Raw genomic sequence first — 13,161 nt, 5'->3', positions numbered from 1 at the left:
CTTTCCGGCGCCTTTGCCGGCGCCTTCGCGCGGCGGGATTCTTCTGTCGACATCACATCCCTCTCCCTCAGCTCTGGAAGCCGGTGATCAACGCCTTCACCACCGGCGCGATCTTGTTGCGCGTCCCGGCCCAGCGGGCCAGGCCGAAGTTCTCCTCGGCGACGTAGCTGCTGGTCGACAGCAGCGTCCCGTCCGCCCGGTGCAGGCTCAGCGACGCGGCGCTGAGATTGGCGCGGTAGCCGCTGGCCATCGGCGGCACGCCCCATTCGATGGTCGCGACGTAGCGCAGCCATACGCCACATTGCTGCAGGCCCGTGCCGGGCTCGTACACCCGGCTCTCGACGCCCTGCCCCTTCAGCTCCGCCTGCATCGCCGGGACCAGGTCCTCCAGCGGCGCGTTGCGGTTGAATTCGATGCACAAGGTTCGCACCGGCGCGTCGCCGTGATGGACCGTGTTGCTGGCCTTGGCCGGCGCGGCGGTCGCCAGCGCCGTCGATGTCGCGGTGCCGGCGCCCTTGAGCAGCTCCCAGGCGGGCAACGGACTCAGCGCGCTGCAGCCGCCGAGGCCCGTCAGTGCGATGAGCGCCACGAGCGCGGCGGGTCGCACGGAGCCGGATGGCGACGAATCCAGTCGAATGCGCATGACCCGGCCCTCACACCAGTTCATCGAGCACGGCGCCGCCGCCGAGCGCGGCCATCACGCCGTAGCCGATGACATTGCCGAGCACGTTGCCGACGCCGCCGGCGACGTCGCCCACCGTATCGGTGACGACATCGGCGACCGTCTCGACGGCATCCACCGCGTCCCCGGCCAGCGCCTGCAGGCCCTTGGCGCTGATGGTGGCCGTGACGCCGAGCACCGGCCCGAGCGTGACGCTGGGACCGGATCCTCGCGAGGAAGATCCGGAAGACCCGCCCGACGAAGCGGCGCGGCCGCTCTCGTGAGAGCCGTCGGAGGACGTCGCCAGGGCCACCAGGCTGGACAGGAGGGGCACGCTGCTCAAGGGGAACTCCCGGCGACGCTCAGCCGCGCGCGGCCAGCGAGGCCGTGTCGAGCGACAGCGTCGCGGGCGCGGCGGCCGGCGTGGCGGCAGCGGCCGGCGCGGCCGCCATCGGTACCGTCGCCGCGGAGGCCGGTGCGCCGGCCTTCGCGTCGTTCAGCATCTTGGTGAAATCGGGCGCGCCGGACTTGGCGCCCTTGGACGATCCTGCGGACGCCGGGGCGCCGACATGGGCCGCGGGCGACGGGGAAGCGTTGGGCTTGACATGCATGGCGAAGCGCTCTCGTTCGTTGGGGTGAACGGATTCTTCGCCGCGGCCACCTCCCGGCATGCCGCAATGAGCGCAACGAACTCAGGGATCGTCGCGGACTCGGTGACGTGCATCACCGAGGGAGATCAACTGGCGGGTTTCTTCGCCGCTCAAGCGGCTCAAGTTCGCGCGAGTGCGGCACCGGCCTGGGCGATCAACGCGCAGGATGGGCGACAGGTCGACAAGCGTTGAGGGTCAGGTCATGCGCCGCGGCTCTGATGCGCCATCGCCTCGGTCCATTCGTCCCAGGTGGACTCGGTGACCTCGAGGCCTTCCAGCGCGGGCGGTTCCTCGATCGGCCAGCCGGACGGGCTGAAGGGAATGCGCCGCTGCAGCAACAGCTCGGTCTGCCGCAGGATGAGCTGCATGGCCTTGCTGAAGGGGTGGCCGGGTTCCCCGGCGGCTGGCGCGAATCGTTGTCGCATGGTCCTCTCCTGACGAGTTCCCACTATCAGCGGGGGTCGGCCCAAGTGCCATCCCACCATAGGGTGGACTCGGGGGGATGCCGGAGGGGGTGTGACGAAAGGCAGCGGGGGTCGGCCAGGCGGTCGGCGGCGTGACGCCGCTTCGGAACCTCATCAGATCGATCATTTCGATCTGATGGAACTGATCGGGAGCCTCCTTGAAGGCGGCCCCGGCGGCGGCCGTTCGGGGCCACGCCGGAGGCGTCCGCCTGACGGGTCAGATCAGATCACCTGGCGGAGCAGCGCATACAGCGCGATCGCGCCGGAGACCACCGCGCAGGCAGTCTTCATCGAACGGTTGGCCACGAAAGCGCCGATCAGGCTGCTGACCAGGATGGCGGCGAGGAGGTAGTTGGTTTTCATGGGCCGCGATTGTGGCGTCGCGCCGGAGGGCGACCGGCGAGCGCCGCGGCGCGGATCAGACAGTCGCCCGGTCGGGGCGGTTGATCTCGACGGTGACGTGAACAAGTTCCTCGTGGACGGACAGCAACCGGCGGACCTCGTCCGGCCGCGCCTCGGGGCTGTCGGTCACCAGCGAGACGATGCAGGCGTACTGCGCACGGCCGACGCGCCACACATGCAGGTCGGCGATCGCCGCCGGCCACGGCGCGGCGGCGACGGCCTCGCGGATCTCGTCGACGACCGGCGCGTCCATCTCGGCGTCCAGCAGCACGCGGCCGGTGTCGCGCAGCAGCCCGCGCGCCCAGACCGCCACCAGCACCGCGCCCGCGATGCCCATCGCCGGATCGAGCCAGTCCGCGCCCCACAAGCGGCCGCCCAGCAGCGCCACGATCGCCAGCACCGAGGTCGCCGCGTCGGCCAGCACATGCATGTAGGCGGCGCGGAGGTTCAGGTCGTCATGGCCGTGGCCCTGCGCCTGTCCGCAGGATTCATCGTGGCTGTGCGCGTGACCATGCGCATGCCCATGCCCATGCCCATGCCCATGCCCATGCCCGTGACCATGGCTGTGCCCGTGGTCGTGCCCGTGGTCGTGCCCGTGATGGGGCTCGCCGCGCAGCAGCCAGGCGCAGGCGAGGTTCACGAAGAGCCCGACCGCGGCGACCGCGATCGCCTCGTCGTAATGGATGGGCGTCGGCGCGATCAGCCGTTCGACCGACTGCCACAGCATCAGCCCCGCGACGCCGACCAGCAGCAGCGCGCTGCTGTAGCCGCCGAGGATCTCGATCTTCCACGTGCCGAAGGCGAAGCGCCCGTCCTTCGCCCAGCGCCGCGCGGCGCCGTAGGCCAGCAGGGACACGCCCAGCGCCACCGCGTGCGAGCTCATGTGCCAGCCGTCGGCCAGCAGCGCCATCGAGTTGAAGACGTAGCCGCCGATGATCTCCGCGACCATCATCAGCGCCGTCAGCAGCACGGCCCAGCGCGTGTTGCGGGCGGCGAGCGGATTGCCCTCGTCGAAGACGTGCGTGTGTTGCCAGGGCGTGGTGGACGTCGACGAAGACATGGCGGCTGCGAGGTCAGGGTGGAAGTGGCGGCGGCGGGACCGGCGATGACGCGCGGCGCGTCGCAGTATCCCCTCGGCGACCCGCGTGGCCGCGAGAGTCCCCGCGCCGGTCCGGTCATGCGTCGGGGGTAGACTGCGCCGCAGCTTTTCAATCAAGACAACGGGACCCTGGGTGGACACAGAGGAGCGACAACCCTTGCGGGTGGTGGTGCTCGGCGGCTCGGCGGGCAGCATCGATGCGCTCGGCACCGTGCTTGGTGCGCTACCGAACGAACCGGGCTTCGCGGTCCTGGTCATCACCCACCTCGACCCCAACGAAGAGACCCGCCTGCCCGAGGTCCTGCGCGACCGCACCACGCTGCCGGTGGAGCGCCTCGAGCACCTCACCAAGGTCGAACACGGCCACGTCTACGTGATGCCGGAGAACGCCGGCGTCATGGCGCTGGACGGCCACTTCCGCCTCACCCGCCGCACGCCCGGGCTGCACCTGCCGATCGATGCCTTCCTGGCCTCGCTGGCGCAGGACCCCGACCTCGACGGCGCGGTGGTCATCCTGTCGGGCACCGGCCAGGACGGCGCGGCCGGCCTCGTCGACCTGAAGGCCACCGGCGGCTTCGCGCTCGCGCAGGCGCCCAACACCGCTGCGCACGACGGCATGCCCGTCGCGGCGATCAACACCGGGCTGGTGGACGAGGTCCTGCCGCCGGAGGACATCCCCGCCGCGCTGCTGCGCCGCTTCGGTCAGCCCCACCACGAGAGCGACCTGCCCGGCTCCGCCGGCGTCGCGCAGGACGTCGACGCGCTGGAGACCGCGCTGGCGATCGTCCAGCAGAAGGCCGGCGTCAACCTGGGCTACGTCAAGGACGTGAACCTGCGCCGCCGCTTCCTGCGCCGCGTGCTGCTGCAGAAGGACCGCGACGTCGGCGCCTACCTGCAGTTCCTGCGCACCGATCCCTACGAGGCCGCGTCGCTGCGCGACGACGTGCTGATCGGCGTCACCGCGTTCTTCCGCGACGCGGAATTCGTGAACGTGCTGCGCCAGGTCGTGCTGCCCAAGCTGCTGGCGCTGCGCCACGACCCGATCCGCGTCTGGGTGCCCGCCTGCTCGACCGGCGAGGAGGTCTACACGATCGCGATGCTGCTCAAGGAGGCGATGAACGCCGAGGGCATCCACCGCCGGGTGCAGATCTTCGGCACCGACCTGAACGAGGCCTCGATAGAGACCGCGCGCGCCGGCCGCTACACCGCCGCCGCGCTGGAGAACGTGCCGCAGCCCTTCCGCGACACCGCCTTCGTGCCGAGTTCCGGCGGCTACCTGGTGGCCAAGGACCTGCGCGAGATGTGCGTGTTCGCGCGGCACAACCTGCTGACACATGCGCCGTTCTCCGGCATGGGCCTCATCAGCTGCCGCAACATGCTGATCTACCTGCGCAAGGAAGCGCAGCAGCACGTCTTCGAGGTCCTGCACTACGCCTGCCGCAACGACGGCTTCATGCTGCTGGGCCGCGCCGAGGCCGCCTCGGTCGCCGACGGCTTCGAGCACGCCGGCGCGCCGCACCTGTACCGCAAGCTGCCCAACTCGCGCCGCCACCGGCCGCTGTTCCCGATCGACGCGCTGCGCCCCTGGGCCAGCGACGGCAACGCGCCGCGCGTGCCGCAGGCGCCGCCGCCGGACCTGGTCAGCGAGGCGGCCAACCGCGTCGCCCTCGCGCGCTACGTGCCGCCTGGCTTCGTTGTCAGCCAGGGCGGCGACGTCGTGCAGTTCCGCGGCGATGTCTCGGCCTTCATCGCGCCGGCCAGCGGCGAGGCCACGCTGGCGCTACCGCGCCTGCTGGACGCGGCGCTCAACGTCCCCGTGCGCACCGCGCTGGTCGAGGCCAAGCGCACCGGGCAGCCGGTGCGGCGCGAGCGCGTCGCCTTCAACGACCGCCGCTACGTGCTCGAGGTCCTGCCGCTGGAAGCGGGCGAGGCGCCGCAGCACTTCCTGGTCACGCTGGCGCCGCAGCCCGACGAGCCGGTGGCCGACGCCACGTCGGCGCTGTCCACGCCGCCGTTCTCTCCCAGCGGCGCCCGCGCGCGCGTCGACGAGCTCGAGCGCACCGTCACGACCCTGTCCGATGAGCTCGAGGCGACCCAGGCGCAGTTGCGCACGCTGGTCGTCGAATTCGAATCGGCCAATGAGGAACTGCGCACCGCCAACGAGGAGATGCTCAGCACCAACGAGGAACTGCAGAGCGCCAACGAAGAGCTGCAGAGCGCGAAGCAGGAGCTCGAATCGGCGAACCAGGAGCTGCTGTCGCTGAACGAGGAACTCAAGTCGCGCAACGACGAGCTGGACCTCGCCAACGACGATCTCAGCAACCTCGTCGAAGGCATCCCGCTGCCGGTCGTGGTGCTGGACCGCCAGCTGCGACTGCGGCATGCCTCGCCGCAGGTGGCGCAGCTGTTCGGTCTCGATCCCGCCGCGCTGGGCCAGGCGATCGGACAGCCGGTCGTGAACGTCACCTCCCGCTTCGCCGTCGGCCAGCTGGAGCAGCTGGTGCAGGCCGCCGTGCAAGGCCTGGCCCCGGTCGAGCACGAACACCAGGACACCGAGGGCCGCTGGTGGTTGATCAACGTGCGGGCCTACCGCACCGCGGACGAGCGCATCGACGGCGCGGTGATCGCCTTCCAGGACATCCATGAACTGCGCTGCGCGCTCGAATCGGCGCAGCACGCGCGCGACGACGCGGAGCGCGCCAACACCGCCAAGGACGATTTCCTCGGCATGGTCTCGCACGAATTGCGCGCGCCGCTGAACGTGATCTCCGGCTGGGCCTCGGTGCTGAAGCAGTCGCAGGAACGCGGAACGCTCGGCGAGGCGACCGCGACGCGCGCGATCGCCACCATCCTCAAGCACTGCCAGGCGCAGGCGCAGTTGATCGACGACCTGCTGGACGTGTCGCGCATCGCGTCGGGTCACCTGACGCTGGAGATGCGCCCGCTCGACCTCTCGGCCTGCGTGCGCGCGGTCGTGGACGGTCTGCAGCCGGCCGCCGAGGCCAAGGGCCTGACACTGAGCAGCACCGGCCTGCAGCAGCCGCATCGCATCCAGGGCGACCAGCGCCGGATGCAGCAGATCGTGGCCAACCTCGTCGGCAATGCCTTGAAGTTCACGCCGCGCGACGGCCGGATCACCGTGTCGCTGAGCCGCATCGGGCCGACAGTCGAGCTGGCGGTCGTCGACAACGGCATCGGCGTCGCGGTGGAACTGCTGCCGCGCCTGTTCGACCGCTTCACGCAGGCCGACATCAGCCGCACGCGCGAGTACGGCGGCCTCGGCCTGGGCCTGTCCATCGTGCGCCACCTGGTGCTGGCGCACGGCGGCACGGTCACCGCGCACAGCGACGGCGAAGGCCGCGGCACGCGCCTGACGGTGCGTTTCCCGGCGGTGGAGCTGGTGTCCGACACGCCCGAGACGGCGCCGCGCGAGAGCACGGACGCCGACCTGGTCGGCCTGCGCGTGCTGCTGGTCGACGACGATCCGCATGCGCTGGATGCGCTGCGCCATCTGCTGGAACTGGCCGGCGCCGACGTGCGCGCCGCAGGGTCGGTCGAGCAGGGGTGGGAACAGGTCGCGGCGGCATCGGAGCATCCGCCGCATGTGCTGATCAGCGACGTGGCGATGCCCGGCGCGGACGGCTATTCGCTGGTGCGCCGGCTGCGGGCGCGTGAACGGGCGCTCGGCACCGCGGCACCGCTGTTCGCCGTGGCCCTGACGGGACTGGCCACGCTGCAGGATCGCGACGCGGCGATCGCCGCCGGCTTCGACGACCACCTGGCCAAGCCGGTGGACGTCGACCTGCTCATCGAGAAGGTGCTGCTCGCGCGCCCGCGCTGACCGGCGCCGTCACGGCGCCCTCGCGGCGCCCTCCCGGCGGATCAGTCCGCCGCCTGCATGATCGCCGGCAGGTCGATGCTCCGGCGTCGCGCGCGCTTGACGTCGTACATGCGCTGGTCGGCCAGGTGCAGCGCCTGCTCGACGCTGAGCCCCGCCGGATCGAGCGCCACGACACCGACGCTGGCGCCCGCGTACTGCAGCGCGTGGCCGTCGAGGTCGAAGCGACCGACGCTCGCGAGCGCGGCACGCTGCTCCAGCGTGCGCGCGGCCTGCGCCGGTTCGCCGCGATCCACGAGCGGGCCTTGCGAACGCGGCATGCCGCCCAGGCTCACGCCGGGTCCGACGACGATGAACTCGTCCCCACCGACCCGCGCCAGCATGTCGGAGCCGCGCAGCTCCAGCGACAGGCGCTGGGCGATCTCGCGCAGGAACAGGTCGCCGCGATGATGGCCGAGCTGGTCGTTGACCGACTTGAAGCCGTCCAGGTCGATGCAGCCCAGCAGCACGCAGGTGCCGTCGCGGGTCGCGCGCTGCAGCTCGCGCTGCAATTCGTCGAACAGCGCGCGGCGGTTCGGCAATCCGGTCAGCGCATCGGTCAGGGCGTAGGTCGTCAGCTGCTCGTTGGCGGCGCGGAGATCGGCCACCAGCCGCTCGCGCTGCAGGAACTGGCTCACCAGGGACGAGAACAGCCGCAGCAGGGACTGCGCCTCGGGGTTGATCGCGCGGCGCTCCGCGCTGGCTGCGCACAAGGTGCCGAGCAGCTCGCCGCTGTCGTCGCGGATGGGCGCGCTCACGTAGGTCTGGATGCCGAGCTGTCGCGCCGCGTCGGAATCTCCCCAGCAGGCCGCCACATCGCTCGTGGCCATGCGGCCGGCATCGAGCGCGCGCTTGCACAGCGTGTCCGCCCAGGGGACCGTCAACCCTTCCGGGATGGTCATCGTGCCGGCATTGCGGGCCAGCAGCACGTGCTGTTCCCCGGCACGCAGGTCGATCGTGGTGAGGTAGGTCGACTCCAGTCCGGTGACCGTGCCCAGCATGTCCAGCAGCGGGCGGGTCAGCTGTTCCAGGTTGCGGGCGACGGGGACGGTCGACGTCAGGCGGGCGAGCAGGGCATCCAAGATCGGCAGTCGAAATCATGGCTGAAGCGTGGATGTTGTCACAAGTGTGAAGGCCCGCCGGACGCCGTCCGTCATGACACCGGTGCCGTCCGCCGGATCGCGGGCACGTCCTTCATGAGTGCGACATAGTGCCGCTCCGCCGGGCGTGGGAATTGCCGCTTTCGCAACATCGCAGACCCGGGAGAACCCTCATGCAACGCGACGGACAGTACCGCGGCGTCACCTACCGCGTCGAATCGACGCCCGCCCCCGGCGATACCTTCGTCGGACATTTCCAGCTGCTCGACACGGGAAGGCGGCGCAGCGATGCGGAGGAGCTGGCACGCGTCGCCGCCGCGCCGGCTGCGGAGGACGCGTTCGGGGATGCGCTCACACCCGCCCGGGACGACGTCGACGATGTCGTCCACCCGAGCGTCGACTCCGCATGGGCGACGGAGAACGAGGCGCTCAACTACGCGACCGAGGCGGCCTGTCATGCGATCGAGATCCTCCAACTGGGGCGGCCTCAGGCACAGGGGCGCGGGAGCTCGTCGAGCCGGAGGCGGACGGACTCGCTGGGGCAGTGAGCAGGGGGAGAGACCGCCCAACTGCGCCTGGCCTGGCGCGGGCACTCCACGGGGCATGGGGCGCCCCTCCAGGGACCCCAAGCCCCATTCCGGCCCCACCAGCACTCGCTGACCATGGGCCTTGGGACTTTCTGACTGCGGGACAGAGCGGGGTCAGGCCTCGCCCAGTGCGCGGGCCACAAGTTCAACCTGCTCCAGTTGATGGATCGCGTGGGACGACGTGGCGCCCGATCCGTTTGCGCGGCGCGCCACGCAGCGCAGTTGCACATGCTGCGGCAAGACCGCGTCCATCTGCTCGCGGATGAAGCTCCACGCGCCCTGCTGGCGATGTTCCTCCTGCACCCAGGTGATCTCGACGAGCGCCGGGTAGCGTGCGAAGAGCGCCGTCAGTTCTTCCGCCGGGAACGGATAGAACTGCTCGATGCGGGCGAGCGCCAGGTCCGCGCGCGCGACCGAGCGTCTGCCGCGATCCAGGTCGTGATGCACCTTGCCGCTGCACAGCAGCAGGCGTTCGATCTGCGACGGACGCTCGACCGTGGCGTCGTCGATGACCGGCTGGAACCGGCCCGTCGTGAGGTCCGGGATCTCCGCGTGCGAGGCCTTCTCGTGATACAGCGTGCCCTTCGGCGACATCACGATCAGCGGCTTGCGCAGCGTGTCGAAGGCCTGCCGGCGCAGCAGGTGGAACCATTGCGCCGCCGTCGAGGGGCAGGCCACGCGCAGGTTGTCCTCGCCGCACAGTTGCAGGAAGCGGCTGAGGTAGCCGCTCGAGTGATCGGGCCCGATGCCCTCGTTGCCGTGCGGCAGCAGCATCACCAGCGAGGAGGTGTCGCCCCACTTCTCCTCGCCCGAACTGATGTACTGGTCGACGAAGACCTGCGCGCCGTTGACGAAGTCGCCGAACTGCGCCTCCCACACGGTGAGCGTGCGCGTCGCGCCGACGCTGTAGCCGTACTCGAAACCGAGCACGGCCTCTTCCGACAGCGGTGAGTTGAAGATGTCGAAGCGGCCGGGGGCGGCGTCAGCGATCCGGCGCAATGGCACGAACTCCGACGGCACACCCTCGCCCACCGGACCCGTCAGCCGGTTCGTCTGCGAGGTCCACACGGCCTGCCGATGCAGGAAGGTGCCGCGTCGCACGTCCATGCCGGAGATGCGCACGTTGAGTCCGCCTTGCAGGATGGTCGCGTAGGCCAGGTTCTCGGCGAAGCACCAGTCCGCGCGCAGCGGCGGATCGGCCAGGCCCGCCATGCGCCGCCAGTGGTCGGTCAGCGTGCGCACCATCGCATGCGGCTCGAAGCCGTCGGGCAGGCGCGTCATCGGGTCGATCAGCGCCTGCACGCCGGCGAGGTCCAGCGGCGGCACGTCGCCCGGACGTCGCAGCGGCGACGGCGACTCGTCCTGCGCCGGGATCACCGGATCGGAGAACGCCTGGTGCGCCCGCACGCGGCTGTGCGTGACGTGCGAGGCCATGTCGGTGTCCGGCGGCAGCACGCGATCGGCGCGCAGCGCAGCGGCATAGCGGTCGACGATGGTCGGATGCGTCTGCATCAGCGCGTGGATGCGCGGCCGCGTCAGCGACGGCACGTCGCTCTCCGAGTGGCCGAGCCGGCGATAGCCGATCAGGTCGATGACGATGTCGGAGCCGAAGCGTGCGCGCCAGTCCAGGGCGATGGCGGCGGCGCGCAGGGCCTGTTCCGGCTCGTCCGCGTTCACGCGCAGGACGGGTGCATCGACCATGCGCGTGACGTCGGTGCAGTACTGCGCCGGCCAGGCGCTCATCGGGTTGGGCTCGGTGAAGCCGACCTGGTTGTTGATGATCACGTGCACCGTGCCCCCCACGGTGTAGCCGGGCTTGGCGCCGAGCATCAGCGTCTCCATCACGACGCCCTGCCCCGCGAAGGCGGCGTCGCCGTGCAGCATCAGCGGCAGCACGAGGCGGCGTCCGTCCTGGTCCGCGCGCTCGCGGCTGAGCGCGTCCTGGCAGGCGCGCGCCAGGCCCGTGAGCACCGGATGCACGCTCTGCAGGTGCGAGGGGTTGTGCGCGAGCGTGAGCGTGAGACGGCCTTGCGGCGTGTCGAGTTCGCGCTCGCCGCCGAGGTGGTAGATCAGATCCGTGTGGCGCTCGGGATGCGGCGACTTCGGGTCGAAGAAGTCGAGCACGCGCGCGGGCGGGAAGCCCATCAGGTTGACCAGCACGTTGACGCGGCCGCGGTGCGGCATGCCGAGGAAGACGCGCCGCACACCGTGGCCCGCGGCTTCCTCGCAGAGCGCGTCCAGCAGCGGGATCAAGGTCTCGTTGCCTTCCAGCGAAAAGCGCTTCGCATGCGGGAACGCTTGCGCGACGTGCTCTTCCCAGCCCTGCGCGCGGATCAGCCGGTCCAGCAGCGCGAGGCGCTCCGCGGCGCCGCCGGCCCCGGGAGGCGCGGACTCCATCGCGTGATGCAGCCAGTCGCGACGCGACGCGTCGCGCACGGCGCTGGCATCGAGCGCGAGGCCGCCGCAATAGATCGCTTTGAGCGCGCGGTCGAGATCGGCGACGGTGCGGGCGCTCCACAGCGGAGTGCCCCTCGGCGACAGCCAGTCGCCGGGATCAAGTCCGAAGCGCTGCGGGTCGAGCAGCGTCGGGTCCGCCGGGCGCGAGACGCCGAGCGGATCCAGCCGCGCGCTGCGATGTCCGTCGCGACGATGCGCCTCGATGAAGGCGAGGACCTCGGGCCGCCAACGTGTGGACGATTCGCCCGCAGGCGAGCCGTCGTGAATCCGGTCGTTCATTCTTAACTCCCTGGTGAGTTGCGAAGACGCCGGCCCTCAAAGTACAAAGGCCCGCACCGCGTTGTTCAGATGCGCCGCCTCGTCCTGCAGTGCCTTGGCCGACGCGGTACTCTGCTCCACCATCGCCGCGTTCTTCTGCGTCGTGTCATCCATCTGGATGATGGCCGCATTGACCTGCTCGATGCCCATGCTCTGCTCGCGGCTGGACGCGCTGATCTCGGCGACGACGCCGCTGACCTGCCGGATGCCCGAGACGACCTGCGACATCGTCTCGCCGGCCCGCTCGACCAGCCGGCCGCCGGCCCCGACCTGCTCGGTCGATTCGACGATCAGCGACTTGATCTCCTTGGCCGCGCCGGCCGAGCGCTGCGCCAGCGCGCGCACCTCCGAGGCCACCACCGCGAAGCCGCGGCCGTGCTCGCCTGCACGTGCCGCCTCGACAGCCGCATTCAGCGCCAGGATGTTGGTCTGGAACGCGATGCCGTCGATCGTGCCGATGATCTCGCCGATGCGCTGCGAGGACGCGGAGATGGCGCTCATCGTCGCGACCACCTCGCCCACCGCCTGGCCGCCGGCGCTGGCGACCTCCGACGCCGAGGCGGCGCTGGCGTTGGCCTGGTCGGCGTTGTCGGCGCTCATGCGCACAGCCGCGGTCAGCTGCTCCATCGCGGAGGCGGTCTGCTGCAGCGCGCTGGCCTGCGCCTCGGTGCGCGCCGAGAGATCGGCGTTGCCCTGCGCGACCTCCTTCGCCGCGGCGGAGATGGTGTCCGCGCCCTGCCGCACTTCCGAGACGATGCGATGCAGGCTGCGCACCATGTGCTGCAGCGCGGCGATGAGCCGGCCGATCTCATCGGTGCTCTGGGGCATCGGACGCAGCGTGAGGTCGCCTTTGGCGACGTCCTCGGCCAGCTGGATCGCGCCATGGATGCGCTGCGTGATCGAACGCGTGATGCTGACGGCGGTCACCACGCCCAGCACCACGGCGATCGCGGCCACCAACGTCATCCACAGCTTGGATCGCCGCGCGTCCTCCTTGGCCTTGACGACGTCGTCGGCCATGGCCTTGGCCTGGTAGTCGACCATCTTGTCGATCAGCGCGTAGTAGCGGACCTGCGACTGCGCCATGTCGCCCTGGTAGATGGCCATGGCCTGCTCGCGCTGGCCGGCGGCAATCAGGTCGAAGAGCTTGCGCACCGCGGCGCCATAGATCTTCCGGGCCTCCGACTGCTCGGCGAAGATGGCCTTGGCCTCGTCGGTGCTGAGCATCTTCTCGAACTTCGCGAAGTTCTCCGTGTTGGCGGCGCGGACGGCGGCGTAGTCGTCCATGTAGCGCTTGGCCTGCGCGGGGTCGGTGGCCATCAGCAGGCGCCCGATCACGATCACGCCCTGGTCGCCGACATTCTTGATGTCGTCGCTCAGGGCGATCTGCCCGTAGCGGTCCTCGACCACCCGATCCATCGTGCCACTGGTGCGGTTCAGCACCGAGACGGCGACGGCCAGCACCAGCAGCAGCAAGACGATGACGACGGCAAATGCGGCGGCCAGCCGCGTGCCGATATTGAAGTTGGACAACGTTGGCATGTTT

At 70.5% G+C, this 13,161-nt stretch carries 12 protein-coding genes; 3 read left to right on the top strand and 9 right to left on the bottom strand.

Annotated elements, in window-relative coordinates; translation table 11 throughout:
- Window positions 1-67 precede the first annotated feature (67 nt).
- The 3 genes from AC07OZ_RS13315 to AC07OZ_RS13305 are packed head-to-tail and all read right to left on the bottom strand — an operon-like array spanning window position 68 to window position 1,272.
- The gene (locus AC07OZ_RS13315; RefSeq protein ID WP_495467582.1) at window positions 68-643 is read right to left on the bottom strand and encodes a cell division protein FtsI; all 576 of its coding nucleotides are present in this window, start codon (window positions 641-643) and stop codon (window positions 68-70) included.
- A 10-nt stretch (window positions 644-653) separates the two neighbouring features.
- Window positions 654-1,004 (bottom strand): hypothetical protein, encoded by a 351-nt coding sequence (locus tag AC07OZ_RS13310; protein ID WP_495467581.1) that lies wholly within the window; start codon window positions 1,002-1,004, stop codon window positions 654-656.
- 19 nt (window positions 1,005-1,023) lie between these two features.
- Window positions 1,024-1,272, bottom strand: coding sequence for a hypothetical protein (locus AC07OZ_RS13305; RefSeq protein WP_495467580.1), 249 nt, complete (start codon window positions 1,270-1,272; stop codon window positions 1,024-1,026).
- On the opposite strand from AC07OZ_RS13305, the gene AC07OZ_RS13300 reads away from it, so the two are divergent.
- Entirely contained in the window at window positions 1,267-1,503 is a 237-nt protein-coding gene (locus AC07OZ_RS13300) for a hypothetical protein (RefSeq protein WP_495467579.1), read from the top strand. The two genes, AC07OZ_RS13305 and AC07OZ_RS13300, sit on opposite strands and share 6 nt — an antisense overlap.
- Window positions 1,504-1,511: 8 nt before the next feature.
- Here the strand turns inward: AC07OZ_RS13300 and AC07OZ_RS13295 are convergent, their stop codons facing one another.
- The 3 genes from AC07OZ_RS13295 to AC07OZ_RS13285 form a co-directional block, all read right to left on the bottom strand.
- The gene (locus tag AC07OZ_RS13295) at window positions 1,512-1,736 is read right to left on the bottom strand and encodes a hypothetical protein (RefSeq protein ID WP_495467578.1); all 225 of its coding nucleotides are present in this window, start codon (window positions 1,734-1,736) and stop codon (window positions 1,512-1,514) included.
- A 261-nt stretch (window positions 1,737-1,997) separates the two neighbouring features.
- Window positions 1,998-2,138 carry a hypothetical protein gene (locus tag AC07OZ_RS13290; RefSeq protein ID WP_157522617.1) on the bottom strand — a complete coding sequence of 47 codons (141 nt, stop codon included), beginning with the start codon at window positions 2,136-2,138 and terminating at the stop codon, window positions 1,998-2,000.
- A gap of 55 nt (window positions 2,139-2,193) precedes the next feature.
- Window positions 2,194-3,237, bottom strand: coding sequence for a cation diffusion facilitator family transporter (locus tag AC07OZ_RS13285; protein WP_495467577.1), 1,044 nt, complete (start codon window positions 3,235-3,237; stop codon window positions 2,194-2,196).
- 172 nt (window positions 3,238-3,409) lie between these two features.
- Here AC07OZ_RS13285 and AC07OZ_RS13280 point away from each other — a divergent pair, with 172 nt between their 5' ends.
- A complete protein-coding gene (locus AC07OZ_RS13280; protein ID WP_495467576.1) occupies window positions 3,410-7,117 on the top strand; it encodes a CheR family methyltransferase in 3,708 nt (1,235 codons plus the stop codon).
- Window positions 7,118-7,158: 41 nt separating this feature from the next.
- Here the strand turns inward: AC07OZ_RS13280 and AC07OZ_RS13275 are convergent, their stop codons facing one another.
- The gene (locus tag AC07OZ_RS13275) at window positions 7,159-8,235 is read right to left on the bottom strand and encodes a GGDEF domain-containing protein (RefSeq protein ID WP_495467575.1); all 1,077 of its coding nucleotides are present in this window, start codon (window positions 8,233-8,235) and stop codon (window positions 7,159-7,161) included.
- Window positions 8,236-8,426: 191 nt separating this feature from the next.
- On the opposite strand from AC07OZ_RS13275, the gene AC07OZ_RS13270 reads away from it, so the two are divergent.
- Complete coding sequence (locus AC07OZ_RS13270) at window positions 8,427-8,801, top strand: hypothetical protein (protein WP_495467574.1); 375 nt, start codon at window positions 8,427-8,429, stop codon at window positions 8,799-8,801.
- Window positions 8,802-8,954: 153 nt separating this feature from the next.
- Here the strand turns inward: AC07OZ_RS13270 and AC07OZ_RS13265 are convergent, their stop codons facing one another.
- Window positions 8,955-11,576: a 2-oxoglutarate dehydrogenase E1 component gene (locus AC07OZ_RS13265; protein ID WP_495467573.1), complete on the bottom strand. Its 2,622-nt coding sequence runs from the start codon at window positions 11,574-11,576 to the stop codon at window positions 8,955-8,957.
- A gap of 36 nt (window positions 11,577-11,612) precedes the next feature.
- Window positions 11,613-13,157, bottom strand: coding sequence for a methyl-accepting chemotaxis protein (locus tag AC07OZ_RS13260; protein WP_495467572.1), 1,545 nt, complete (start codon window positions 13,155-13,157; stop codon window positions 11,613-11,615).
- Window positions 13,158-13,161 lie beyond the last annotated feature (4 nt).

This window comes from Roseateles sp. GW821-FHT09G03, assembly GCF_059416045.1.
This window is presented reverse-complemented; position numbering and strand designations above follow the sequence as displayed.

What these genes read in the sequence shown, in the direction of transcription:
- AC07OZ_RS13285 (WP_495467577.1), bottom strand. Translation starts at nt 3,237, where the DNA reads ATGTCTTCGTCGACGTCCACCACGCCCTGGCAACACACGCACGTCTTC.
- AC07OZ_RS13290 (WP_157522617.1), bottom strand. Translation starts at nt 2,138, where the DNA reads ATGAAAACCAACTACCTCCTCGCCGCCATCCTGGTCAGCAGCCTGATC.
- AC07OZ_RS13260 (WP_495467572.1), bottom strand. Translation starts at nt 13,157, where the DNA reads ATGCCAACGTTGTCCAACTTCAATATCGGCACGCGGCTGGCCGCCGCA.
- AC07OZ_RS13305 (WP_495467580.1), bottom strand. Translation starts at nt 1,272, where the DNA reads ATGCATGTCAAGCCCAACGCTTCCCCGTCGCCCGCGGCCCATGTCGGC.
- AC07OZ_RS13265 (WP_495467573.1), bottom strand. Translation starts at nt 11,576, where the DNA reads ATGAACGACCGGATTCACGACGGCTCGCCTGCGGGCGAATCGTCCACA.
- AC07OZ_RS13295 (WP_495467578.1), bottom strand. Translation starts at nt 1,736, where the DNA reads ATGCGACAACGATTCGCGCCAGCCGCCGGGGAACCCGGCCACCCCTTC.
- AC07OZ_RS13270 (WP_495467574.1), top strand. Translation starts at nt 8,427, where the DNA reads ATGCAACGCGACGGACAGTACCGCGGCGTCACCTACCGCGTCGAATCG.
- AC07OZ_RS13300 (WP_495467579.1), top strand. Translation starts at nt 1,267, where the DNA reads ATGCATGGCGAAGCGCTCTCGTTCGTTGGGGTGAACGGATTCTTCGCC.
- AC07OZ_RS13315 (WP_495467582.1), bottom strand. Translation starts at nt 643, where the DNA reads ATGCGCATTCGACTGGATTCGTCGCCATCCGGCTCCGTGCGACCCGCC.